18 protein-coding genes and 1 riboswitch are annotated in these 20,222 nt (G+C 59.0%); of the genes, 9 read left to right on the forward strand and 9 right to left on the reverse strand.

Annotated features, from left to right (window positions below):
• Positions 1–18: 18 nt before the first annotated feature.
• Complete coding sequence (gene ilvA / locus DSOUD_RS10835) at positions 19–1,527, reverse strand: threonine ammonia-lyase, biosynthetic (protein ID WP_082351221.1); 1,509 nt, start codon at positions 1,525–1,527, stop codon at positions 19–21.
• Positions 1,528–1,757: 230 nt separating this feature from the next.
• Positions 1,758–3,017, reverse strand: coding sequence for an acetyl-CoA C-acyltransferase (locus tag DSOUD_RS10840; RefSeq protein ID WP_053551028.1), 1,260 nt, complete (start codon positions 3,015–3,017; stop codon positions 1,758–1,760).
• 203 nt (positions 3,018–3,220) lie between these two features.
• Here DSOUD_RS10840 and DSOUD_RS10845 point away from each other — a divergent pair, with 203 nt between their 5' ends.
• From DSOUD_RS10845 to DSOUD_RS10855, 3 genes are all read left to right on the forward strand, one after another.
• On the forward strand, positions 3,221–4,840 hold the full coding sequence (locus DSOUD_RS10845; protein WP_053551029.1) for a fumarate hydratase: 1,620 nt from the start codon (positions 3,221–3,223) through the stop codon (positions 4,838–4,840).
• 74 nt (positions 4,841–4,914) lie between these two features.
• On the forward strand, positions 4,915–5,184 hold the full coding sequence (locus tag DSOUD_RS10850) for a DUF4160 domain-containing protein (RefSeq protein ID WP_053551030.1): 270 nt from the start codon (positions 4,915–4,917) through the stop codon (positions 5,182–5,184).
• 8 nt (positions 5,185–5,192) lie between these two features.
• Positions 5,193–5,465, forward strand: coding sequence for a DUF2442 domain-containing protein (locus DSOUD_RS10855; protein ID WP_053551031.1), 273 nt, complete (start codon positions 5,193–5,195; stop codon positions 5,463–5,465).
• Positions 5,466–5,566: 101 nt separating this feature from the next.
• On the opposite strand, the gene ilvY is transcribed toward DSOUD_RS10855, so the two are convergent.
• Positions 5,567–6,460, reverse strand: coding sequence for an HTH-type transcriptional activator IlvY (ilvY, locus tag DSOUD_RS10860; RefSeq protein ID WP_053551032.1), 894 nt, complete (start codon positions 6,458–6,460; stop codon positions 5,567–5,569).
• A 276-nt stretch (positions 6,461–6,736) separates the two neighbouring features.
• Here ilvY and ilvC point away from each other — a divergent pair, with 276 nt between their 5' ends.
• Positions 6,737–8,209, forward strand: a complete 1,473-nt coding sequence (ilvC, locus tag DSOUD_RS10865) for a ketol-acid reductoisomerase (protein WP_053551033.1) — start codon at positions 6,737–6,739, stop codon at positions 8,207–8,209.
• 107 nt (positions 8,210–8,316) lie between these two features.
• On the opposite strand, the gene DSOUD_RS10870 is transcribed toward ilvC, so the two are convergent.
• Both DSOUD_RS10870 and DSOUD_RS10875 read right to left on the reverse strand, forming a co-directional pair.
• Entirely contained in the window at positions 8,317–8,682 is a 366-nt protein-coding gene (locus DSOUD_RS10870) for a hypothetical protein (protein WP_053551034.1), read from the reverse strand.
• Between the two features lie 314 nt (positions 8,683–8,996).
• Positions 8,997–9,989, reverse strand: a complete 993-nt coding sequence (locus DSOUD_RS10875; RefSeq protein WP_157671841.1) for a hypothetical protein — start codon at positions 9,987–9,989, stop codon at positions 8,997–8,999.
• A gap of 250 nt (positions 9,990–10,239) precedes the next feature.
• On the opposite strand from DSOUD_RS10875, the gene DSOUD_RS10880 reads away from it, so the two are divergent.
• The 5 genes from DSOUD_RS10880 (at position 10,240) to DSOUD_RS10905 (ending at position 15,953) form a co-directional block, all read left to right on the forward strand.
• Positions 10,240–10,611 carry a YajD family HNH nuclease gene (locus DSOUD_RS10880; protein WP_053551036.1) on the forward strand — a complete coding sequence of 124 codons (372 nt, stop codon included), beginning with the start codon at positions 10,240–10,242 and terminating at the stop codon, positions 10,609–10,611.
• 277 nt (positions 10,612–10,888) lie between these two features.
• A riboswitch (cyclic di-GMP riboswitch) is annotated at positions 10,889–10,969 on the forward strand.
• Positions 10,970–11,072: 103 nt separating this feature from the next.
• Positions 11,073–13,151, forward strand: a complete 2,079-nt coding sequence (locus DSOUD_RS10885) for a multicopper oxidase family protein (protein ID WP_053551037.1) — start codon at positions 11,073–11,075, stop codon at positions 13,149–13,151.
• Positions 13,152–13,330: 179 nt separating this feature from the next.
• A complete protein-coding gene (locus DSOUD_RS10890; RefSeq protein ID WP_157671842.1) occupies positions 13,331–13,639 on the forward strand; it encodes a fibronectin type III domain-containing protein in 309 nt (102 codons plus the stop codon).
• 526 nt (positions 13,640–14,165) lie between these two features.
• Positions 14,166–15,245: an IS5 family transposase gene (locus DSOUD_RS10900; RefSeq protein ID WP_053549738.1), complete on the forward strand. Its 1,080-nt coding sequence runs from the start codon at positions 14,166–14,168 to the stop codon at positions 15,243–15,245.
• Between the two features lie 270 nt (positions 15,246–15,515).
• Positions 15,516–15,953, forward strand: coding sequence for a Ros/MucR family transcriptional regulator (locus DSOUD_RS10905; RefSeq protein WP_053551040.1), 438 nt, complete (start codon positions 15,516–15,518; stop codon positions 15,951–15,953).
• Between the two features lie 134 nt (positions 15,954–16,087).
• On the opposite strand, the gene DSOUD_RS10910 is transcribed toward DSOUD_RS10905, so the two are convergent.
• The 4 genes from DSOUD_RS10910 to DSOUD_RS10925 form a co-directional block, all read right to left on the reverse strand.
• Complete coding sequence (locus DSOUD_RS10910; protein WP_053551041.1) at positions 16,088–16,555, reverse strand: LEA/WHy family protein; 468 nt, start codon at positions 16,553–16,555, stop codon at positions 16,088–16,090.
• A gap of 351 nt (positions 16,556–16,906) precedes the next feature.
• The gene (locus DSOUD_RS10915) at positions 16,907–17,593 is read right to left on the reverse strand and encodes a hypothetical protein (protein WP_053551042.1); all 687 of its coding nucleotides are present in this window, start codon (positions 17,591–17,593) and stop codon (positions 16,907–16,909) included.
• A gap of 63 nt (positions 17,594–17,656) precedes the next feature.
• The gene (locus DSOUD_RS10920) at positions 17,657–18,604 is read right to left on the reverse strand and encodes a DUF2226 domain-containing protein (RefSeq protein ID WP_053551043.1); all 948 of its coding nucleotides are present in this window, start codon (positions 18,602–18,604) and stop codon (positions 17,657–17,659) included.
• Positions 18,605–18,919: 315 nt separating this feature from the next.
• A complete protein-coding gene (locus DSOUD_RS10925) occupies positions 18,920–20,212 on the reverse strand; it encodes a ParA family protein (RefSeq protein WP_053551044.1) in 1,293 nt (430 codons plus the stop codon).
• Between the last annotated feature and the right edge of the window lie 10 nt (positions 20,213–20,222).

Raw genomic sequence — 20,222 nt, forward strand, 5'->3', positions numbered from 1 at the left:
AAGGGGAAACGACAGGGCTCAGAGGAAGAGTCGGTAGGCGGGGTTTGTCGACTCCTCAACAAAGCGGTACCCGAGCTGTTCGAGAAAGGAGCGAAAGTTCTCCTCTTCGCCGGCGGGGATCTCCAGGCCGATGAGGACCCGACCGAAATCCCCCCCCTGGCTGCGGTAGTGGAAGAGGGAGATGTTCCAGCTGGCGCCCATGATGGAGAGGAAGCGGCTCAACGCCCCGGGACGTTCTGGAAACCAGAAACGGTACAGGGCTTCGCCGGCGACAACGCCGGAACGCCCGCCGACCATGTAGCGGACGTGGGTCTTGGCCAGTTCGTTGTCGGTCAAATCGACATTATCGAAGCCGCTGGCCGTCAACTGGGCGGCAAAGGTCTGCCGTTCCTCCTCCTCACGGATGGAGATGCCGACGAAAATGTGCGCCCGCTCCCTGTCGGAGAGGCGATAGTTGAACTCGGTGATGTTGCGCCCGTCGAGAACCTCGGCGCAGAAACGTTTCAGGGCGCCGGGTTTTTCCGGGATGGTCACGGCAAAGAGCGCCTCCTGCTTCTCCCCGCTCTGGGTGCGCTCGGCGACGTAGCGCAGACGCTCGAAATTCATGTTGGCGCCGGAATTGACAGCGACCAGCGTCTCCCCCGAGACCTTGCGCTTCCGGACATACTTCTTGAGTCCGGCCAGAGCCAGGGCACCGGCCGGCTCGACGATGGAACGGGTCGCCTGGTAGTTGCTCTTGATGGCGCTGCAGATTTCGTCGGTGTCCACGCGGATGATCTCGTCGACATAGCGCCGGCAGAGATCGAAGGTCAGGACGCCGACCTCGCGCACCGCCACACCGTCGGCGAAGATCCCCACCGAATCGAGGATCACCCGTCGGCCTGCTTCCAGGGAGCGGGCCATGGCGTCGCTGTCCTGGGGCTCGACGCCGATCACCCGCACCTCGGGGCGCAGCGCCTTGAGATAGGCGGCCATGCCGGCGATGAGACCGCCGCCGCCGACGGGGACAAAGACGGCGTCGAGGCGCCCGGAGTTCTGCCGCTGGATTTCGTCGGCCACCGTCCCCTGGCCGGCGATCACCAGTTCATCGTCGAAGGGATGGATGAAAATCATCCCGCTCTCATCGACCAGTCGGGCGCAGTGCTCGGCGGCCTCGGAGTAGCTGTCGCCGTACAGAACGACCTCGGCGCCGTACCCGCGCACGGCGGCAATCTTGATCTCGGGGGTGGTCACCGGCATGACGATTACTGCTCTTGCGCCGAGACGGCGGGCGGAGAAGGCCACCCCCTGGGCGTGATTGCCGGCCGAGGCGGCGATCACCCCGCACCCGAGTTCCGCGACAGTCAGATGAGCGATGCGGTTGTAGGCGCCGCGCAGCTTGAAGGAGAAGACCGGCTGCAGATCCTCCCGCTTGAGAAGAACCCGGTTGCCGAGGGCGGCGGAGAGTCCCGGGGCCTCGTCGAGAGGGGTCTCGACGGCCGCCTCGTAGACGCGGGAGGTGAGAATCTGCTTGAGGATTTTTTGCATGATTTAAACCTTGAATATGCGACCACAGAGGCACTGAGACACAGAGAAAACCCTTCAAGCAAGGGACAAAATCTGAAGGGGAATACGCGAGCAGGTCCATCGACAAGACCGGAGTTCTCTTTCGAGGCGCAGAAGGTGCCAAAGATACTATGATTTCAATCCAAAATCCACAGCCCAGTTTATCGGTCTCAGGGTTCCTCTGTGCCTCTGTGTCTCTGTGGTGAAAAGGTTCAGGGCCTCTCGAGGATCATCGCCCCGGCCATCGCCCCAGCCGCGCAGATGGAGATGAGCCCGTAGCGGGATTCCCGCCGCGCCATCTCGTTGGCCAGGGTGGTGATGATCCGCGCGCCGGTGGCGGCGAAGGGGTGACCGACGGCGATGGAGCTGCCGAGGGGGTTGAGCTTCTCCGGGTCGACGGCGCCGATGGCCTCTTCTCCCCTCCCCTCTTCCCAGGCCTTGAGGTTGCAGACGACCTGGGCGCCAAAAGCCTCGTGGACCTCGACGATGTCCATCTCGGAGAGGGAAAGCCCGCAGCGTTTGAGGAGACGCGGCACGGCCAGGGCCGGGGCCATGAGGAGCCCCTGGCGGGGAGCGATGGCGGCATACTCCACCCCGCGCAAAAACGCCAGAGGTTTAAGGTTTTCCCGAAGGGCCCGCTCCTCGGACATGAGCAGGACGGCGCTGGCGCCGTCGGTGAGGGGGCTGGCGTTCCCCGCAGTGATGGTGCCGCTCCCCGAATGGTCGAAGACCGGCTTGAGCCGCCCCAGCTTCTCAAGGCTGGTGTCGCCGCGGACGATGGTGTCCCGCGCCGTCCCCGCCAGGGGGAAGATTTCGGCGGTGAGGCGGCCGTCCTCGGTTGCTGCGGCGGCCCGCTGGTGGCTGCGCAGGGCGATTTGGTCCTGGGCGTCGCGGGTGGCCCCCATCTCCCGGGCGGTGATCTCGGCGTGTTCTCCCATGGTCAGCCCGGTGGAATTCTCCTTGAAGGAGAGGGGCGACGGCTTGAAATGCCGGGGACGCAGCCTCAGCAGGGCCCTGACCCTCTCGGCGGTGCTCCGGGCCAGTCCGGCATCGAGGAAGATTTCCGAGGCCTCACGGCCGAAGAGGACCGGCACCGTCGACATTGACTCCACCCCTCCGGCAATGGCGATCTCCGCCCGCCCGCCGAGGATGGCATCGGCGGCGTCCGTTGCCGCGTGAAGGCTGGAGATGCAGTTGTTGGAGACCAGGTAAGCGGCAATGCTGGACGGGAGGCCGAGATCGAAGACGATCTCCCGGGCGAGGTTGGAGATCCGAGGGTCATGAAGGACCCGCCCCCAGACGAGGAGGTCGATGGACTCCCGGTCGAGGCAAAAGCGTTCGATCAGACCGCGGACGGCATGGGAGGAGAGCTCCAGCGGAGAGATATGGCGGAAGACCGTTCCGGCCTTGACGAAGGGAGTCCGCATGCCGCCGATCACGGCGACCCGACCGGAGTTCTTTTGATTGCCCATGGTTGCACCTCCTTTGGAATTCAGAGCAGGGATGAAGGGAACAGGCGAAGCATACCCCATCCGGGCTCGGATTTTTTGAATAATTATACACCTCTGATGTATCGACAACTGTATACATCTTCTATATAATGCTGCGCTGACGGTTCCCCTGGCGGTCGGGTCTTTCCCGGCCCCCTTTCATATCCCCCAAAGGAGAGAAGACCATGCCTGACTTCAAGTACCAGGACCCCTTTCCCCTCGCCAAGGACACCACCAAGTACCGCAAGCTCGAAGGCTCGGAAAAGTACGTCTCCGTCGCCCAGTTCGAAGGGAAGGACGTCGTCAAGGTCGATCCCGAAGCCCTCGCCGTGCTGGCCAACACCGCCATGAGGGACGTCTCCTTCCTGCTGCGCCCCGAGCACAACGAGCAGGTCGCCCAGATTCTCAGCGACCCCGAAGCCTCCCCCAACGACCGCGGCGTCGCCATGGCCTTTTTGCGCAACGCCGAAATCGCCGCCAACTTCGAGCTCCCGGTCTGTCAGGACACCGGCACCGCCACCGTCGTCGCCAAGAAGGGGCAGCAGATCTGGACCGGCGCCCGGGACGAGGAGTTCCTCTCCAAGGGGGTCTACAAGACCTACACTGAGGAGAACCTGCGCTACTCCCAGACCGTCGCCCTCGACATGTACGAAGAGAAGAACACCGGCACCAACCTCCCCGCCCAGATCGACATCATGGCCACCGAGGGGGACTACTACAAGTTCCTCTTCATGGCCAAGGGGGGCGGCAGCGCCAACAAGACGATGCTCTACCAGGAAACCAAGGCGCTCCTCACCCCCGGGAACCTCGAGAAGTGGCTCATCGAGAAGATGAAATACCTCGGCACCGCCGCCTGCCCCCCCTACCACATCGCCTTCGCCATCGGCGGCACCAGCGCCGATGCCTGCCTGAAGACGGTCAAGCTCGCCACTGCCAAGGAACTCGACGGACTCCCCACCTCCGGCAACGAGCACGGCCAGGCGTTCCGTGATCTCGAACTCGAGGGGCGCCTCCTTGTGGCGGCCCAGAAGCTCGGCATCGGCGCCCAGTTCGGCGGCAAATATTTCGCCCACGACGTGCGCGTCATCCGTCTCCCCCGCCACGGCGCTTCCTGCCCCGTCGCCATGGCCGTTTCCTGCTCCGCCGACCGCAACATCAAGGCGAAGATCACCCGCGAGGGGCTGTTCGTCGAGGAGATGGACCGCAATCCCGGCCGCCTGATCCCCGACAAGTACCGCGGCAAACACGGCCACGGCACCAAGATCGATCTCGACCGACCGATGAAGGACATTCTCGCCGACCTCTCCAAGCTCGAAGTCGGCGCTCCTCTCCTCCTCAAGGGGACGATCGTCGTCGGCCGCGACATCGCCCACGCCAAGTTCAAGGAAATTCTCGATTCCGGCAAGCCGCTCCCTGAGTACCTGAAAAAACACCCGATCTACTACGCCGGCCCGGCCAAGACCCCCAAGGGGAAAGCCTCCGGCTCCTTCGGCCCCACCACCGCCGGGCGCATGGACTCCTACGTCGACCTGCTGCAGGCCAACGGCGGCTCCATGATCATGATCGCCAAGGGGAACCGCTCCCAGCAGGTCACTGACGCCTGCAAGAAGCACTGCGGCTTCTACCTCGGCTCCATCGGCGGCCCGGCCGCAGTCCTCGCCGAGGAAAACATCAAGAAAGTCGAGTGCATCGACTTCCCCGAACTCGGCATGGAAGCGGTCTGGAAAATTGAAGTCGAAGACTTCCCGGCCTTCATCCTCGTCGATGACAAGGGGAACGACTTTTTCAAGAAACTCGGCCTATAATCAAGTTGTGAGAAAAGCCGAAGCCCCCGGTTCGCTGATGCGGCCGGGGGCTTCGTGCATTGAGGGTGTTGTCAATGCCGACAATCAGTGTATTCTACGGAATCATCATCACTCTCTACTTTTTCGATAACCAGAAACACCAGACGCCCCATTTTCACGCCCGCTACCAAAGCCAACAAGCCTCCGTTTCGATCCCTGACGGAGAAGTTCTTGAAGGAGAGATTCCTTCATCCAAGATGAAACTGGTGCAAGCCTGGCTTGAAATCCACAAGGAAGACCTGCTGGCTGATTGGGAATTGGCCGTCAACGGGCAGACACCCTTTCCGATAGAACCGCTGCGTTAGGAGGAAACATGGAATCGGTCGTTCGTGTGGTTCCACGGGAAAACTACCAGTTGGAGATCGAGTTCAATACGGGAGAGGTGCGGCTCTTTGATGTCCGCCCCTATCTGGATAAAGGCGTTTTCAATCAACTGAAGGATCGGACACTCTTTGCCCAGGCCTATGTGGCCCTCGATACGGTCTGCTGGCCCAATGATCTCGATATCGCGCCGGAAACCCTTTATGTCAAATCTGTGCCAATTTCCAGCGCAGTTCATGAAAGTCCCGCTGACTACAGAAAGTAAAACTGCCTTAGAGTGTCAAAATCTACACTGAACTGCCCAAAAGCCCCGACTCCTCAAAGGAATCGGGGCTTTTTTATCGTGAACCGAAGGAGGATGTCCCCCTACCCCGCTCCGGCGTCGGAGCGCTCCTCGGCAAGGGCCCAGAAGGCCCGCACGGCAGGACGTTGCAGATTGCGCCTGCTGGTGCAGAGCCCGACGATGTACGGCTCCAGTTGCGGGCCTCCGTCAAGAACGCGCACCTCGTCGCGAAAGGGGCTGCGCTCGAGGACGAGCTGCGGGACGATGCCGACGCCGACGCCGAGGCGCACCATGGCGATGATCGCCTCGTTGCCGGAGACCTCGGAGGTGATGTTGGGGGTGATGCGCTTCTCTTTCAACCACTGATCGAGGCGCCGCCTGGAGAGCCCGGACTGGGGCACCACCAGCGGCGCCCGGGAGAGGTCGAGTCTCCCCTCGGGTGAGAGCCCGGCGACCATCCCGCCCCCGGGGGCGATGAAGAGGAGCGGGGTGGTGGTGATGGGGAGAAACTCGATCTGGGAGCGGTGCCGGTCGGGGAGCGCGGCGACGGCGAGGTCGATCTCGCCGCTGCTGACCAGGATCACCGCCTGTTCGGCGGCGCCGGTACGCAGCTCGAGCTGCACCTCCGGATAAGCACCGCGAAAGGCCTCGAGGAGATCGGGGAGGAGGCTGTAGACGGCGGTGATCGAGGCATAAAGGGAGAGGGGACCGGCGACGGCCTCCCCCTCCCGGAGGGTCGAACGGAAGGTTTGCCATTCCTGCAGGCTCTGCCGGGCATAGACGCGCAACTTTTCCCCGGCGGCCGAGAGGGTCACCCGGCGGTTGTCGCGAACGAAAAGCGGCCGCTCGAGTTCCTCCTCGATGCGCTGGATGGTGCGGGTCAGCGCCGAGGGGCTGAGGTTGCAGGCCTGGCTGGCACGTCCGAAATGGAGGGTCTCGGCGACAGTGAGAAATATTTCCAGTTCACGGGTATCCATATCAATCCCCTTTCCTTCAGTTTTCTTTGTGCTTAGTGGAAAACGGCAACCCACAAAGCCTTACCACAGAGGCACAGAGGCACAGAGAAATTCAATAGATATTTTGGCTTTTCTCCGTGCCTCTGTGCCTCCGTGGTAAAGGCAGTCCTCGACCAGACAAAAATTGCGTTAAACGCAACATAGTATGCGTAACAAATCAATTTACGCAATATTCAATTTCTAGTAGAGTGCGCTAGACTTCGATTTTTGACATCAGCCAAGACAAGGAGAAACACCATGGGACAGAACTATTTCAATACCCTGCCGCTTCGTCGCCAGCTTCAGGAACTCGGCACCTGCCGCTTCATGGACGCCGATGAATTCACCGGCGGCTGCGAATATGCCAAAGGGAAGAAGATCGTCATCGTCGGCTGCGGCGCCCAGGGGCTCAACCAGGGGCTCAACATGCGCGACAGCGGCCTCGACGTCTCCTACACCCTGCGCAAGGAAGCGATCGCCCAGAAGCGCCAGTCCTACAAAAACGCCACGGAAAACGGCTTCAAGGTCGGCAGCTATGAAGAGCTCCTCCCCACCGCCGACATCGTCATGAACCTCGCCCCCGACAAGCAGCACACCGACGTCGTCAATACCGTGGTGCCGCTGATGAAGCAGGGGGCGGTCTTCTCCTACGCCCACGGGTTCAACATCGTCGAAGAAGGGACGATGATCCGCAAGGACCTCACCGTCGTCATGGTCGCCCCCAAATGCCCCGGCTCGGAAGTCCGCGCCGAGTACGTCCGCGGTTTCGGCGTCCCGACCCTGATCGCCGTCCACGGCGAAAACGACCCCAACGGCGACGGCCTCGAGATCGCCAAGGCCCTCTGCTCCGCCCAGGGGGGGGACCGCGCCGGCGTCCTCGAGTCGTCCTTCGTCGCCGAGGTCAAATCCGACCTCATGGGCGAACAGACCATCCTCTGCGGCATGCTACAGGCCGGCGCCCTCCTCTGCTTCGACAAGATGACGCAGAACGGCATCGGCGCCCCCTACGCCGTCAAGCTCATCCAGTACGGCTGGGAGACGATCACCGAGGCCCTCAAGCACGGCGGCATTACCAACATGATGGACCGTCTCTCCAACCCCGCCAAGCTGACCGCCTACTCCCTGGCCTCCGAACTCAAGGACATCATGCGTCCCCTCTTCGAGAAGCACATGGACGACATCCTCTCCGGCGAGTTCTCCCGCGCCATGATGGAAGACTGGGCCAACGACGACGTCAAGCTCCTCACCTGGCGCGAGGAGACCGGCCAGACCGCCTTCGAGAAGACCGAAGCCGCCGGAGAGATCACCGAGCAGGAGTACTTCGACAAGGCGATCCTCATGGTCGCCATGGTCAAGGCCGGCGTCGAGCTCGCCTTCGAGACCATGGTCTGCTCCGGCATCGAGGCCGAGTCGGCCTACTACGAGTCGCTGCACGAGACGCCGCTCATCGCCAACACCATCGCCCGCAAGAAGCTCTACGAGATGAACCGCGTCATCTCCGACACCGCCGAGTACGGCTGCTACCTCTTTGCCCACGCCTGCGTCCCCCTCCTCAAGGACTTCATGTCCCGAGTGGGGACCGACGTCATCGGCAAGGGGCTCTCCGTGAAGGACAACAGTGTCGACAACAGCACCCTGGTCGCCGTCAACGCCGAGATCCGCGGTCACCTCATCGAGGAAGTCGGCGAAGAACTGCGCGCCGCCATGCAGGGGATGAAGGCCATCGTCTAGGCGGTCGCCGGACAAATCAGCAGAACGAAAAGGGGCAGGCCATTTCCGGCCTGCCCCTTTTTTCTATTCTGTTCAAGTTCTCGTGGGGGATTCGGGGGAGCCCGAAGTTACCTGCGCGGCCGGGATGATTTCACCTCGGGGGTGTGCCTCTCGGAAATTTTCTTGACGGCAAACCAGTTGAGAAGGAGAACGCCGGCAACGGTAAGGATGCCGACATATTCCATGGGGCTCTCAACGCCGCCCTTCCACCGGTCGAGAAGGAATACGCCGAGAAAACAAAGAGCGATGAGCTTGTTCGCCCAGGTCGCCCCGGTGCCGCGGATGCGCCATGCCCAACTGAGAATGTAGATATTCCCCAAGCCGTAACCCGCTGCCACGTAGGCTAAAACCCGACTCCATTCAGGAGGATTGTCGGCCGTGAATATGCCCACGGCGTAATAGACAAAGATGAAGGAGGTGAGACCGCTGAACACGGCCAACCCTGTCACAAATATCGAATTCTGTCGCATCGTTATCAGGCCTTAAGTGTGAGAGGTGGAAGGAGGAGGATGCCGGGCCATAGCCTGCGGAAGGCCCCACCTTACCATGCATCACACCGGGCAAATCAAGATTAAAAATGGCCCCAGGAGCCTGTCGGACTATACGGGCCGAAGCGAAAAATTGGATATTTGAGGATAGATTCGGGCTCGTTTGAGAGCCAATAACCGTCTCTATGGGTCGAAAAGGAGCTCGGATATGGCCCAAATAGACGATTTTGCAGCCGGCTCATGGATAGTCCGACAGGCTCCTAAAGTTTCCATTTCCAATATCTTAAGAAAGTGACAAAGTCCCGCAAGTCCGATTCTTCCCTGGCCCACGGTTTAAGACTCGTGTAGAAAAGGATCCCGTCGTTTTTATCCTTGCCCAACTTTTTATCCTCCCCGACCCGCCAATCGAGGGCCCACCAGCTCATCAGCAGCCTCTCCCGGATCTTTTCGCTCCCCTTGACATACCCCTCACGGGGGCCGCAGGTTTCGTAGAAGGAGGTTGTCCGGTCGCTTTCCAGGAGGAGCATTTCCAGGGAGCCGAGAGGCAACATCTCCATGGCGTCCGTATGGTACTTCTGCAAGGAATCGGCATCTGAAAACCATATATCCATGACCCTGTGGGATCCCTCCCGCACCAGGACAATCGTTTTTTGCCCATCGGGGGACAAATCTTCGTAATCCAGAAGACCGGGGAGACTTTCGCCATAGACGGACTGTCGTCCGTTCTCCCAATAGTCGGGAAAACGATCTGCGGGCAGGTATGACGTGGGAACAAAAGCCAGATAGCAGCCGCAGGTATGCACCAGGGTGTATAGGACCGGCTCATTCCGGCTATTGAGCGTGACAAGGACGATCAGACCGGTATTGCGTCCCTTGCCTAAATAGAAAGGAATAAATCCGCCCGGGACCTTTTGAAAGTGTATGCGATAGACAAGATTGGTGTAAGCGTCTTTTGACGTTTCAAACCTGTCCACCCGTGTGTAGACGGTCGCTTTTGCAGGATCTACATAGACGAGCTCTTCAGAATCTTCTGTGATTTTTGCGCTCGGTGTTCCGATCCGGTTGTATTTTTCTTTAAAATTGTCTATCACAAAAACAGGTGCGTGACGGCTCAGTAGTTGCTCATCTTCCGGAACCACGTAGGCCAAAACATTTTCAAGAGGTGGGTGTACCGGGACTGTCGTACAGGAACAAAGCAGGGCGAAGAATGTGGCTGCCCATAAAACCTTCAATTTATCGTTCCTTGCATTCATAATTATCCTGCCTTGATAAAAAGTAGTGACGTTGTGGATATTCTACTAAATATTTTCCAAAGTGGGATCCCAATTCAAAAAATGTGTCCAGTCCCAGAGCGCTTTTCAAAAAGCAACAGTCCCCTCGCACCCTCATTGTCTTTCCCCTGGCGATGGCTTATGATAGGCCTTCCGGCCCGGTGCGCCGTCTCTTGAAAAAACGACACGATCCGCCCGGATTTTTATATCCGGAACAACCCCGAGAGGCTTCATGACCAATTCTGACAACAAACGATGTGACGATATCGTCGCCGAGATGCGCAAGGAAGAGCTAAACCGTCAGGCCGGATACCGGGAGAAGGCGTTGAAGCTTTTTCCCCACGTCTGCGGCCGCTGTACCCGCGAATTCGAGGGAAAAAAACTCCGTGAGTTGACGGTCCATCACAGGGACCACAACCACGACAATAACCCCCCCGACGGCAGCAACTGGGAACTGTTGTGTCTCTACTGCCACGACCACGAGCATACCCGGGGCATACAGGAGCAGCGCAGCTCAGACGGCCCGACCGAGCAACAGGTCCGCCCCTCCCTCGGCCATTCCCCCTTCGCCGCCCTCGGTGACCGCTTCAAGGGATCAAAGTAGAGCGCCAAAGCGAACGCCCCGACGACAACAGGTACACAAAAGGCAGTCCTTCAGGGGCGGCCTTTTGTGTACCTGTTGAGATACAAGCCCTTGGTGATACCGAGTTTTTCAAACATCAGCGTTCGCTCCCTCGTATTGCTCCCGACATGAAAGAGGCGGGTCAGAAAAAGACCAAATATCAATGCCTTTCACTCATAAAAAAATCCTTGATGATCTTGCAATTTGCCAGCCGACTGTTAGTAAGTAAAATCAGGTCAGAAAAAATTCCTGACTTTGAGCCCGACAAAGCCAAACCCTCCGCGAGGAGGGGACGGAAAGTGACGGATCTTCCCGAAGTGAAGATGGCCGAGCTGCCGAAGGAGAAACCATCCGGAGGACGCTTGGTCTTTTTTTTCATTCAGTGTGACAGTTTTCAATGCTGGAACCTGCCGGAAGAACAACTCACGGAAGGAGGATAGTCAATGAAAACGGCGAAGCAAATCTACTATCGTGCAGCCATCTCGATGCTGGCTGCGACCTTGATGCTCTGGGGTGGCGGGGCCGTGGCCTCGACACAGATCCTGCAGGTTCCTCTGCCGGGCAAAGCCATTCCGAAGTTCATTGATCCCTTGCCCATTCCGGCCCGCATCGACGGCACTCTGCCTTTAACCGTCACCATGTCTGAATTCGACCAGCAGGTCCTCCCCCTCCCCTTCCCCCTGACCACCGTCTGGGGTTATAACGGCACCTACCCCGGGCCGACAATTGTGGCGCAGCGGGGGACGCCGACCAACGTGACCTATATCAACAATCTGGTCGATCCGGCCAACCCGGCCAATCCGCCCAAGCTGCAGAAATACCTGACCGTCGATCAGACCCTGCACTGGGCCGATCCTCTGACCTGCATGATGACACCGGGTTGCAACATGATGCTCCCCTATGCCGGTCCCGTTCCCGCCGTCGCCCATCTGCATGGAGGAGAAGTCCCCTCGGCCTTCGACGGCGCCCCCGACGCCTGGTTCACCCCCAATGCCGCCGGAGCCCCGGTCTCGACCGGCCCGGGATTCGTCACCAACGTCTACTCCTACCCCAACGCCCAGCAGGGAACCACCCTCTGGTACCATGACCATGCCCTCGGCACCACCCGGCTCAACGTCTATGGCGGTCTGGCGGGATTCTACTTCCTGCGCGATCCGGCCAACACACCGACCAACCTCCCCGGCGGAGCGGCGGACAACCCGATGTACGAAGTCGAGGTGGTCATCCAGGACCGAATGTTCGACACGGCCGGCCAATTGCTCTTCCCCGACCTCGGCATCAACCCGACCATACATCCCTTCTGGATTCCCGAGTTCGTGGGGGACGCCATCGTCGTCAACGGCAAGACTTGGCCGGTCTTCAACGTCGAGCCGCGCAAGTACCGTCTGCGCCTGCTCAACGGTTCCAACGCCCGCTTCTACAGCATGGCCCTGATCAACCCGGTGACCGGCGCTCCCGGGCCAGCCTTCTGGCAGATCGGCACGGACGGCGGCTTCCTCGACGCACCGACCCTTCTCAACGATCCGGTCGCCCTGGCCGCCGGGCTCCCCTCGCCGCGGATGCTCATCGCTCCTGGTGAACGGGCCGATATCATCATCGACTTCAGCGCCTATGCCGGACAGACCCTGCTGCTCAACAACACCGCCCGCACCCCCTTCCCCAAAGGGGCACCCGTCGATCCCAAAACCACCGGCCAGATCATGCAGATCGTGGTCGGCACCACCGTCACCACCCCCGATACCGCCGTCTTCAATCCGGCCCTTCCCGGCGCCACCCTGCGCGGCGTCAATCCCATCCTTCGCCTCAATCCTGCAACTGCCACCCTCACCCGGCAGCTGACCCTCAACGAGGTGATGGGCATGGGAGGCCCCCTTGAGGTGCTGCTCAACAACACCAAGTGGAACGGGCTTCAGGCCGGAACGGCCACCCCCATTCCCGGAAGCACACAAGTGGGAACCAACTGGTTGACGGAACTCCCACGGATAGGGGACACCGAGGTCTGGGAGATCGTTAACCTGACAGCCGACGCGCACCCGATCCACCTCCACCTGACTCAGTTCCAGCTCCTCAACCGTCAGCCGTTCCAGACGAATAAGTATCTCAAGGCCTACAATGCGGCCTTCCCCCTTGGCGCATTTCTGCCGGCCAATGGCCCGCCCTACCCCTACTCCAACATCGGCAACCCGACCCTCCCGGTCGGCAGCACCGTGGTGGGTGGAAATCCGGACGTCACCCCCTACCTGCAGAAGAATCCGGCACCAGCTCTGGCCAACGAAAACGGGTGGAAGGATACGGGCATCGTCTACCCCGGCGAGGTGACTCGTTTCGTGGTCCGCTACGCCACACAGGATGCTCCGCTGACCACATTGGCCGGGACCAACACCTTCCCCTTCGACCCGACCGCGGGGATTGGAACCCTGGATGCCTTCGGCTTCCCCGGGGGTACGGGCTATGTCTGGCACTGCCACATCCTCGATCATGAGGACAACGAAATGATGCGCCCCTACATGGTCCAACCGTAGGACGCGTTAAAAGGTACGAACTCACCGGGCGGCGTCCGTCCTGGCCGCCGCCCGGTTTTTCTCCCCTGCTGCCGTCAAATCACACCGGGCTGGCGGAAAGGAAAATGTCGATGTTTCCCATACATGTAAAATTAGCCCTGGGGCTATTGGCCCTGTGTCTCTGGAGTTGCTCCTCTGTTGTGGCCTCCAACATACCCCAGCCGCCGACTTCCCTGCACCTTGCAGTGGCGGAGGGTGCTGTTCACCTGAGCTGGTCCCCTGCTGCGGGAACGTCCGAAGGGATCTCGAGTTATGAAATTGCCCGTGCGGAGCTTTTCGGCGGACCTTTCGTCGTCATCGGCACCGTCGGCGGAGACACTTTGCAGTACATCGACGCTACTGCGCCTCCCGAAACCATTCTCTATTACCAGGTCAGAGCCCGCGCGGGGGGGAAGGTCTCCGATTATTCACAACCCGTTTCCGGCGAGGTGCCGGCCTCGTTACCATAGGCCTACTTCTCCTGGTCCGGCAAAGGCCAAATGCAGGTCCACCAACAGGACCCGTTTCCCAGGCCTGCCAGCGGCAGAAGCATACAAGGTCGCCCTGCCCGGGCGACCTTTTTTTCAAACAGGAGCGTTCACTGAACGTTGCTATTCTGTTTACCCGAAATTCTACTGAAGAACGTCCTGATTGATTTACCTCGCATTATCTCCTGTTGTATTAATTTTGCGCTACTTGTCTGGAGGACCTCAGCCCTTCAAGGGCGAGACGAAGAGATGGAAGTCAAAATGGCGAACAAGGGAGCAAATCGAACCTGGGTTAAAATGAGACCCGAAACGGACTTGCAAAAGATTTTCAAATTTTTCATGGTGGGTCATATTTCACCCTTTGCAACCAGATACCTCAAATTTAGGACCATAATTTTAGCAGGCTGTTGAAAAACTATTTGCCCAAGCCCTTGATTTTGCTGGCCTTCATATCTTGATTTTGTTATAATTTTGCGCATAAACGTCTGATATTGCAGGAGAAAACGTTATGCGCGGAGAAGACCAGAATCAACAGGCCATGTTCAGTTATGTTTCACCGGAAGCTCGGGTTCCCAAGGATCACCCCTTGCGTCCGATTCGGATCATGGTCGACAGCGCCTTCAATGATCTGGCTCCCTTGTTTCGGGAGATGTATTCGCATACCGGCCGGCCGTCAATTCCGCCGGAGCAGCTCTTGCGAGCCTCTTTACTGCAAGTGCTCTACTCCATTCGTAGCGAGCGGATGCTGGTTGAGCAACTGGATTACAACCTGTTGTTTCGTTGGTTCGTCGGGCTGTCCATGGACGACAAGGTCTGGAATCATTCCACCTTCTCCAAGAACCGGGAGCGCCTGATGCAATTCGAGGTTGCGACGGCGTTTTTCCAGGCGACCAAGGGACTTGCCGAGCGGGCCGGACTGATGTCGAAAGACCACTTTACCGTAGATGGAACCCTGATCGAAGCCTGGGCCTCGATGAAAAGTTTCCGCCCCAAGGATGATCAGGATCAAGACCCGCCAGCAACGGGCGGCCGCAACCCTGATGTTGATTTCAAAGGACAAAAGCGCAAGAACGACACGCATCAGTCGATCACCGATCCGGATGCCCGACTCCTCAAAAAGGGCAAAGGAAAGGAATCGAAACTCTGCTACATGGGTCATGCCCTGATGGAAAACCGCAACGGCATGGTGGTCGACAGCCGCCTGACTCTGGCCAATGGCACCGCCGAATGGGATGCCGCCCTGGAGATGGTTGAAAATCTGCCGGGCACAAATCGGGTCACGGTCGGCGCAGACAAGGGCTACGATGTTCCGGTCTTCGTCGATGGTTTACGGGAACGGTTGGCAACGCCGCATGTGGCTCGGAAAGACAAGGGCACTGCGATTGATGAACGAACCACCCGTCATGAAGGCTACCGGGTCAGCCAGAGAATCCGCAAGCGGGTTGAAGAAATCTTCGGCTGGCTCAAAACTGTCGGCTGTCTGCGCAAGACGCGACATCGAGGGCTTGACCTGGTCGGTTGGATATTCGAATTCGCCATGAGCGCTTATAATTTGACCCGAATGCGTAACTTGATTTGGTCAACATAGGCAAAAAGGGCAAAGACTGCCGATTGATGGCAGAAAAACGGCCTTAACGGGCCACTAAACAAGGAGAATTGGCAAGAAACCAACGAAACACAGATTGTCAAAGATCAAAAAAATGATTTCGGGAGGGAACAGGTCGCCTCCCAGTTGGTTTTTCAACGACCTGTTAGGACCCTATTTATATTTTTACTGCCAATAAATTGAAAAAAACATTTTATCCTCCATTGCATCATGATATAAGGAAACTTCAACAACACCTTAATGGAGGTTTAAATGTCCAAAATTCTCGAAATGGCAGCAGATATCGTTTCTGCTCACGCTTCCAACTCGAAGATGTCCAAAGAAGAACTGGTCGCTGAGCTGCAGGAGGTATTTTCTGCTCTTAGTTCCCTCGAGAAGGGAGAGGCAATCGGAACTGAACTGCCTGCGGGGGAAGAAGCTGCTCCTTCTATTACCCGGCGCAAAGCCTTTGGCAAGAAACAGATCACCTGCATGATCTGCGGCAAAAGCTTCACCACTCTTGCGCGCCATCTCAAGACGGCTCACGACATAAAGCCGGGTGCTTATCGCAAGCAGTTTGGCATCCCTGCGGGTACGGCTCTTGCGGCCAAAGACTACTCCGAGAGCAGACGGCAGATGGCCATAGACAAGGATCTCGGTGCCGGACTGGCCAAGGCTCGGGCGGCCAGAGGCAAGGGCAAAAAGAAGTAAAAAACCAGGCGGGGGGAAAATACGGTTCGGTTAAATTCCGACCCGGCGCCCTCTTTAGCTCCAGACCAACAGAGAGCGCAAGGCTATCAGCTTGCGCTCTCTGCGTTTTTGACCGGATGAATTAGGGAGCCGTCCTAGTTTGCCCCCCTGAAGGAGATTTCTCCCTTTTCCTGAACGTGAATCCGGGGGCCAGGTCGACCGATATCCAGTTTGGCGTTCAGGTCGTAGGAAAAGGTATCTTGCGGCCGGTTCATCAGGGACGCAATGAGGCTGATGCTACGGATGAGATCTGCCGTCGCCGTCAGGATGATATCCCCCTCGCCATAGGCCTCGATCACAGGAAGGTCGTGGGAAGCTCCGGTCAGCACCTTGTGCCCTTCCAGAATCACCGAATAGACGATCCCCTCAAGCTTGAGCGCCGAGCGGTTCGGGTTGACAATATGCAGACCGATTTCAAACTTCGGCGCCATCCCCTCCGAGGGTAGAATACGGAAGGAACTGACCCCCACCGTCGGCGTTTCAAAACCGGGTTCCAGGCCGAGGCAGCCGAACAACGAACCGAAGGCGGCCAGACAGACGACAATACTTGCGAGTCTCTTCATGAATTCGTTCCCCTCACCCCTGATGTCTTATCCTGACAAGCCGATGCTCCTCCAAAAAAAGGACCGTTCGTACTGAGCGCCAGGACATGGCTTGCCGATTCAGTATACTCGAAAAACCGGGCCTTGACGAACCGTCTCCCCTTCCGGCCGTAGAGACGAAAGGAAAAGCTTCAACGCGGAGAGCGCAGAGAAAGTACAGAGATCGCGGAGAAGGGCAGAACCGAAAGCTTTTTTGGTAGGCGCTTCGAGGCAAGTGAGCACCGCGAACGGACGATGAGAATGAAACAAAAAAAACCGGAGCATCTCAGCTCCGGTTTTTTCGATTTCAGTCCCCGCTTTTCGCCAAGAACCCTAGCGCAGCAGGCGCGCCAGGTACAGGAAGGTTCCTCCGACGGAAAGGCTGGCCAGAACGTTGCCGGCGTGGCTGACCATGAAAGAGAGATTGTAGCGGAAAGGATAGGTACCACGCAGGGTATCGAGTTCATAGATCCGAATGTAGAGGGCCGCCCCTTTCCAGAGAAAGATGAAAACGAATATGGCGATGAAGGCGAGAAAGCCCTTGCTGATGGGACTGTCCTTGATATTGAGGTAGATCTTGCGGATCATGTCGATGTTGATCAGCGACAAAAAGACCCAGTTGGTGAGGCTAACGATCTTGATCAACTCAAGGGTGGCCGAATCGGGAACAGGGTTGATCAGGATAAAGGCCAGGGAGGCGGCGATGACTGCCAGGGTGCCGAGATAGACGGTGCTCTTTTTCCCTTCGATCTCCAGGGTTTTGGAAAAGACATAATATTCCTGGAACCCGTGGGTCATGACCATGATGGAGATGGTTCCGATGATCAGGCCCATCGCCTCGACCTGGGGGAGGTCGGCCCAGGGGAGGAAGGGCATGGCCCTGGGGATGACCTCACCGACGAGAATGAGAAAGAACCCGACGGCGATGCTTGTCCAGACCCGGGCCGTGCCGAGGCTGAAGTAGAAAGACACGATGCCGGCGATCAGCCAGAATGCGACCTGCAGCAACTCCCAGTTCATATGACCTGCCTCCTGAATAAATGTGTACGCGCCGGCACAAGCGTCCCGGCAGAAATGGCATGTTTACTTGAGGAAGGCGCCGAGACCCTTCTGCATTTCCTCGACCATCGTCTTGACCGCCGAGGGGCCGGCGACGAGCTTGGCGGCCTTGGCCAACCGCTCGTAGAAGCCGGAGAGGCTATCGGCGCCCAGAGGCACGCCCTTGTCGAATTCTTTCTCCACCAGGGAAACGCCGATTTTGCCGATGTGCTTCTCGGCCGTTCCCCGCAGCAGGGACAGCACCTTCTGCTGCCGGTCCTTTTCGACAACCTCCTTGCTGCGGTTTGCTTCTTCGACCTGGGTGCGGCGCTGGCGGACGACGCCGTCCTGGATTTTTTGCCAGACGCTGAGAAGATCGATGGTCTGGAGGAGATTGACCGCCCCCCCCTCGCCGTTGTTCGTGGCCAGAAGGACATCGATCTTGGCGCCCGGCTCCCGGGCCACGGACATGGAGTGACCGGCGGTGGTTTCGATATCGGTGGAGCCATCATGAAAGAAACCGAGGGGGTTGCCGTCACGGTAGAAGATCAGGGCGACATGCTCCTTGGTGTAGATACGCAGACAACCGCTCATCTGATCCTCTTTGAGCTTGGCCAGCAGCGCCTTGATGTCGATCAGTTTAAGATCCTGCCCCTTGTAGAGGACCTCGCCGTGGAGGAGGGCATGAATACTGCGGGCCAGTTCGGTGGAGAGGCGGTAGATGTCGAGGGTCGCCCCCCCGGCCAGGGATTGCTCGAATATGCGCTCAAACGCCGCCTCGTTGACCAGGCGCTCTCCGTCCCGCGCCCATTCGAAGAGAGCGCTGATCAGGCTCCCCGCCTCGAAGATGACAACTCCTGTCCCGGTCTTGGTCTCGAAACGCAGGTAGCCGGTAAAAGTGCCGGACTGGAGTTTACGGAGAGCTTCGGGCAAATTGATCTTGCCCGGATCGATCTTTTCCTTGACGGGGTTTCCCCGCGGCAACAGGATCATGGACAGGCCTCGAACAGATGGAGAGTGGGAACGATTGGCGAAAAGAATTGAAAAATCCTAAACTTATTAACCCATTTGACCATTCTTGTCAACAATGATCGCCCCCGGTGTCCACCAAACGCCCCGATCGGTCGGAATGGCCGCAGCAGGCTAGGAGCCGGTCGGACTATACGGGCCGAAGCGAAAAATTGGATATTTGAGGTCAGATTCGAGCTCGTTTGAGGGCCAATAGTCGTCTCTATTGGTCGAAAAGGAGCTCGGATATGGACCAAATAGACGATTTTGCAGCCGGCTCATGGATAGTCCGACAGGCTCCTATGCCCGGGGGAAAACCTCCCGCAGGACCCGGCGACGCCAGGAGGAAAACCGCGCCCGTCCCTCCCCTTCGAGAAAGCGCCGGGGAGCCCCCGCATCGAGGGTCACCAGAAGAATCTCCCGATAGAGTTCCTCAACCGGCCGGCCGCAGGCCCCCTGCCAGAAGTGGTCAAAGAGGCCGTCCTCAGCGGCGATCATCTGCTCGGCCACCACCTCGGCGCTGCCGCCGTCGAAAAGCCGCAGGGTAAACGCCGATTCGGGACCGCTTTCGTCCACCGAAACGGTCTCGAAAACGAGTCCGCCATCGGTTCCGGCCAGGGTTTTCAGATCGGTATTCTCCAGGAGTCGCGCCAGGCACCGACCATGGATGAAGCCCCGCCTCCGACTGCGCTGATCGAAGAAGAAATGCCCCTCCTCCCCCTGGATCCCGGCTCCGCAGACCGGACAATCCCCCACCAGTCGCCGAAGGCGGGGGGTCGATTCTCCGCCGGACGATGCGTCGTTGCCGAGGGACGAGAGGGCGGCAAATCCCTCTCCGTAGCGGTCGAGGACGAAGGAGGCGACCTCCCGAAACTGGCGGTGGACGACGGTGGTTCGGGCATGGGTCAGCACCGGATAGACCCGGCTGGTCAGATTGGTGGCCAATCCTTCGACCTTGGGACTCTTGGCGATGAAGGTGTCGAGAACCTGGTATCCCCGTTCCCGGGCCGAGAAGACCAGGAATTCCCGGATGCCGATGTTCTCCCGCAGCCGAAGCCGGGCGTCGATCAGGCTCGGCACCAGCCAGAGGGAGGAAGGGTCTCCTCCCCCGGCGACCAGGGCCTGTTGCACCGATGCGGCATTGACCAGGGAAGGACGGTCCTTGACCGGGACCAGGACGAGGTCGGCCGCCGCCAGGGCGCTGCGGGTAAAGTAGTCGAGGATGGGGCGGGTATCGAGAACGAGAATACCGCCGAAGCCGGACCCGGCCAGGGCTTTTCGCAGCCGAAGGCAATCGTCGTCGGGAGGAGAAAGATCCCGCTCCGAGGCGAGAAACTGCACCCCGTATTCCCCCATGGTCGCCAGGTCGGCGACGGGGTCCATCTCGAAGAGGCCGGCGACCGAACGGCCGCTGTTTCGTCCGATGGCGAACATGTTGTCGACGCTGAAGTGATTGTCGAAGGAGGCGATGGTGACCGGCAGGTCCTCGTGGAGAGCCTTAAGATAAACGGCCAGATTGGTGGCGAGCGTAGTCTTCCCCACCCCCCCCTTTTCACTGGCCACGGCAACCACAAAGGGCCGACACTGGTTCATGAGCCCCTCA

The organism is Desulfuromonas soudanensis, from assembly GCF_001278055.1.
Lineage (GTDB): Bacteria > Desulfobacterota > Desulfuromonadia > Desulfuromonadales > WTL > Deferrimonas > Deferrimonas soudanensis.

Excerpts from the sequence above, each read along its gene's own strand:
- ilvA (WP_082351221.1), bottom strand. The coding sequence starts at position 1,527 with ATGCAAAAAATCCTCAAGCAGATTCTCACCTCCCGCGTCTACGAGGCG.
- DSOUD_RS10840 (WP_053551028.1), bottom strand. The coding sequence starts at position 3,017 with ATGGGCAATCAAAAGAACTCCGGTCGGGTCGCCGTGATCGGCGGCATG.
- DSOUD_RS10845 (WP_053551029.1), top strand. The coding sequence starts at position 3,221 with ATGCCTGACTTCAAGTACCAGGACCCCTTTCCCCTCGCCAAGGACACC.
- DSOUD_RS10850 (WP_053551030.1), top strand. The coding sequence starts at position 4,915 with ATGCCGACAATCAGTGTATTCTACGGAATCATCATCACTCTCTACTTT.
- DSOUD_RS10855 (WP_053551031.1), top strand. The coding sequence starts at position 5,193 with ATGGAATCGGTCGTTCGTGTGGTTCCACGGGAAAACTACCAGTTGGAG.
- ilvY (WP_053551032.1), bottom strand. The coding sequence starts at position 6,460 with ATGGATACCCGTGAACTGGAAATATTTCTCACTGTCGCCGAGACCCTC.
- ilvC (WP_053551033.1), top strand. The coding sequence starts at position 6,737 with ATGGGACAGAACTATTTCAATACCCTGCCGCTTCGTCGCCAGCTTCAG.
- DSOUD_RS10875 (WP_157671841.1), bottom strand. The coding sequence starts at position 9,989 with ATGAATGCAAGGAACGATAAATTGAAGGTTTTATGGGCAGCCACATTC.
- DSOUD_RS10880 (WP_053551036.1), top strand. The coding sequence starts at position 10,240 with ATGACCAATTCTGACAACAAACGATGTGACGATATCGTCGCCGAGATG.
- DSOUD_RS10885 (WP_053551037.1), top strand. The coding sequence starts at position 11,073 with ATGAAAACGGCGAAGCAAATCTACTATCGTGCAGCCATCTCGATGCTG.
- DSOUD_RS10900 (WP_053549738.1), top strand. The coding sequence starts at position 14,166 with ATGCGCGGAGAAGACCAGAATCAACAGGCCATGTTCAGTTATGTTTCA.
- DSOUD_RS10905 (WP_053551040.1), top strand. The coding sequence starts at position 15,516 with ATGTCCAAAATTCTCGAAATGGCAGCAGATATCGTTTCTGCTCACGCT.
- DSOUD_RS10910 (WP_053551041.1), bottom strand. The coding sequence starts at position 16,555 with ATGAAGAGACTCGCAAGTATTGTCGTCTGTCTGGCCGCCTTCGGTTCG.
- DSOUD_RS10915 (WP_053551042.1), bottom strand. The coding sequence starts at position 17,593 with ATGAACTGGGAGTTGCTGCAGGTCGCATTCTGGCTGATCGCCGGCATC.
- DSOUD_RS10920 (WP_053551043.1), bottom strand. The coding sequence starts at position 18,604 with ATGATCCTGTTGCCGCGGGGAAACCCCGTCAAGGAAAAGATCGATCCG.
- DSOUD_RS10925 (WP_053551044.1), bottom strand. The coding sequence starts at position 20,212 with ATGAACCAGTGTCGGCCCTTTGTGGTTGCCGTGGCCAGTGAAAAGGGG.